This is a genomic window from Bacillota bacterium (genome assembly GCA_012518215.1).
In the GTDB taxonomy this organism is placed as follows: Bacteria; Bacillota; Dethiobacteria; order DTU022; family PWGO01; genus JAAYSV01.
Genome location: JAAYSV010000005.1, coordinates 1 through 3,690, shown reverse-complemented (window position 1 = coordinate 3,690; position 3,690 = coordinate 1). Strand labels below are relative to the sequence as shown.

Genomic DNA, 3,690 nt, shown 5'->3' with positions numbered 1-3,690 from the left:
AGATTCCTCGCGGCGCTATGCTTGACAACAGAGGTTGGTATTCCTGCATTACCATTCCCCGAAACACAACGTCAGCGTACTTACAAAACACCGCTTGCTCGGAATGACAGGGGGAGGGGAGGGAGCCGCAGGCGACCGAAGAATCCCCTCCTCGTACACACCTTAGTATCGGCACAAACTGGTTCCTGGTCTTTTATCCCCGTAAAGCACAACGTTTCCCTCTGCCCGAGATTCCTCGCGGCGCTATTTTTTTACTCGGTGTTACCGTTTCTACATCATTATTCTCCATGGCTTCATGTTGGTGTTCTTGTTAAACACCGCTTGCTCGGAATGACAGAGGGGGTGGGAGCGGCGTATTTGCCGCGACCGAAGAATCCCCTCCTCGTACACCCCTTAGTATCGGCATAAACTGGTTCCTAGGTTTTATCTTTTCCCCGTACGGATATGTTGGCGTCAGCGACATAGAGTGAATGGTTGCCATAGCCGGTGAAGGCGAGGAAGCGAAACGGGACTTCCGACGTGATGTGGACAGTGTATTACCTGTCCATTCAGAGGCCGCCGCAGGCGGCCGAAGAATCCCCTAGTTGAACACACTCACTACCTGAACCGTTCTTTATGCTATGGCCCATGAACAGCCAAGTCGCCAAGCCAACATATAAAAAAAGAAAAAGAAAACGTGGGCGGCCGAGGAGACCCTTGTTAATACCACTTACTCATGGGGGGAAGCTATTTCCTGGGTTTTATTATCGTTCGCATACCCACAAAAGAGAGCTTCAGTTCCTGAAGAATCCCCTCCCCAAGCACCCCTTACCCTACTGCCAGAGAAAGAAAACGCACAACCTGTCAGATTCCACGCTGCGCTATCCTTGCCAAACAAAGGCCAGCATTCTTACATTCCTTTATCCTACCAGCATAACGCTTGCGTAATGCAAAACACCGCTTGCTTGGAATGACAACGTAAAACCACCCTGATCACGGGAGTAAAAATAGCCTACCTGACTGTTGGGAAAAAGGATATACACCTGCCATCCGGAAGCCACAAACTTCCACATTGCTTCTATTGACAAGGGTTGGCGGAAGAAATATAATTTTAAAAAGATAAAACTAGCTATGAGGGGCCATGGTCGCGAACGGATGCCGCCGGGCAACACACCCACGGGTGGCGGCTGGCATTGCCCGACCGGGCTTGACGGGAATGTGGTATAATGATGACGGGAGCCGGAAGGTTTGTTGTCCGTCTTCATGAATCCGGTCAGTAATATCTCTGAATGCATTCTATGTGCATTATATATATGTAGGAAATATTTTGACTTTGGTGCCCTGAAAAATCTGTCGTTGTTTCTGGCCATGATGGCGGGGGCACAAAAGAACCGCCCGTGTTTGATCGTTTTTCTCAGGCGGATATTACGGTACAGAATACGGAATTCAAAAGAATAAGCTTTGCCACCACTGAAAAATAAAATGATAGGGGGTCTTTTTCTTGGGCGGTGGAATCGCGCTTACATCAATATTGGCCTTTGGCTACATGAGTCTTGCTCTGATCATTGCTGCTTTTTTCCGCAGCCAGTTCAAATTTCTGCAGACATTATTTATTCCCAGTTCTATCATTGCCGGATTGCTATTGTTGTTGCTTGGACCGGGTATCATAGGTGTCATCAACTTGCCCGTGGGTGCTTACGCCGAGAATATGGTTTTTCATATGCTCGCCATAATTTTTATCATTCTGGGCCTGCGGGGGTTCAAGAAAAGTGATCGCGGGGGCGTGGCTGCGGGCACGATCATGATTACCAAGGTGATGGCCTTCCAGTTTTTTATCGGTATCATCTTTACCATCATCGTTGTCCTGCTCATCAATCCCCAGTTTTTCTCCGGTTTCAGTTCCCTGCTGATGCTCGGCTCGGGCTTTGATTCCGTCCTGGCACGTTACTTCGGTGGTTTCTGGCAGGAGGAACTATCTTTCCAGAGCGGAACCTTCATTGCGTATTCATTTGCGGTACTGGGCATAATCTTCGCTTATGTGCTGGGTATCGTCATGGTCAATATTGCCAGGATGAGGGGGCAGTTGCCCGCTTTTCCCGCTGACGACAATGTATCAGTCTTGACAGGTATTGTCCCGGAGAAAGAGGATAAAAAAGAGGCGGGAAAACTGACCACCGATGGGCAGTCCATCGAGACCTTTACCCTGCACCTTGCAGTTGTGGGAGGGGTCTTGCTTCTCACTTACGGACTCATGCGTGTGGTTGCCCAGTGGCTGATCACCGCATTTGATCCCGGTGTGGTAATTGTCGGGGAAGTATTCATGCATTTCAATTATCTGCTCGGTTTTCTTTTCGCCCTGGGTGTTCGCAAGCTGATGGATTTCTTCGTGATCGACCATGTCCTGGATGAGAAGGTGCTCAACCGCATCCTGGGGGTTGTTGTTGACTTCATGGTCGTGGCTGCCATTGTTTCCATTCCCTTGATAATATCCACTGTCAACATCTGGGCGATACTGATACTGGCGACAGTCGGTGCTGTGTTGACGATGCTGGCGGTGATGTGGCTTTCCCGAGCCGTCTTCAAGAATGAAAGTGTCGAAAGGGATGTGGCTCTCTTCGGCTTTCTTTCCGGCAACATCTCCTCGAGTATCGCCTTGCTGAGAATCGTTGACCCCGAGCTGAAACATCCTGCGGTCCGGGAGATCACCTTCGCCAGCTTTCTTTCCTTTCTGGCTGCCATTCCCCTGCTCTTTCTTATCAACCTGCCTCTTATCGGCGAGGAAGTCATATATCTCCTCTATTCCCTGGGCCTGGCCGCTGCCTATATCGTGATCCTCTTTCTTGTCTGGATCTTCTTCTTCAGGCGTTGGTACCTTCAGCCTCCGGCGCCGACGCCCAAGGGAGGTGCTGACAGGGGCAGGGCTCTCCAGGGCAGCCGGCAGGTGGGAGTGGAAAAATAAGCAAGTAATGTTTCATGGCCTTGCTGAATGAAAGCAGACACCCCGCGGGGTGTCTGCTTTTTGGTTGGTCTCTCATTTCACCAATCAATTTCTTCCTATATATAGTGAATGGTTGCCATCGTCAAGCACAGCGCCTGCCTCTGCCCGAGATTCCTCGCGGCGCTATTTTTTTACCTCGGTGTTAGCGTTTCTACATCATTATTCTTTATGGCTTCATGTTGGTGTTCTTGTTAAACACCGCTTGCTCGGAATGACAGGGGGGGAGGGCGCCACACTCCTTCCCCGGTATTGTGCCATTCCGCACGACTGTTTTTATAGTACTGTCATTCTGAGGGAGCCCTGCTTTTGGGGCGACCGAAGAATCCCCTTCTCATGTACACCTTACCCTACTGCCAGAGAAAGAAAAGGTACAACCTGTCAGATTCCTCGCGGCGCTATGCTTGACAACAGAGGTTGGTATTCCTGCATTACCATTCCCCGAAACACAACGTCAGCGTACTCACAGAACACCGCTTGCTCGGAATGACAGGGGGGGGGGAGGGAGCCGCATATTTGCCGCGACCGAAGAATCCCCTTATCGAACACCCCTCAGTATCGGCATAAACTGGTTCCCGTTTTATCTTTCCCCCGTACCGATATGTTGGCGTCAGCGACATAGAGTGAATGGTTGCCATAGCCGGTGAAGGCGAGGAAGCGAAACGGGACTGCCGACGTGATGTCGGCAGCCGGATACTTCACAGGACGTGAAGATT

At 50.5% G+C, this 3,690-nt stretch carries 1 protein-coding gene; it reads left to right on the top strand.

Annotated features, from left to right (window positions below; translation table 11 throughout):
- Positions 1-1,480 precede the first annotated feature (1,480 nt).
- Positions 1,481-2,938, top strand: coding sequence for a hypothetical protein (locus GX364_00385; protein ID NLI69311.1), 1,458 nt, complete (start codon positions 1,481-1,483; stop codon positions 2,936-2,938).
- The last annotated feature ends 752 nt before the right edge of the window (positions 2,939-3,690 follow it).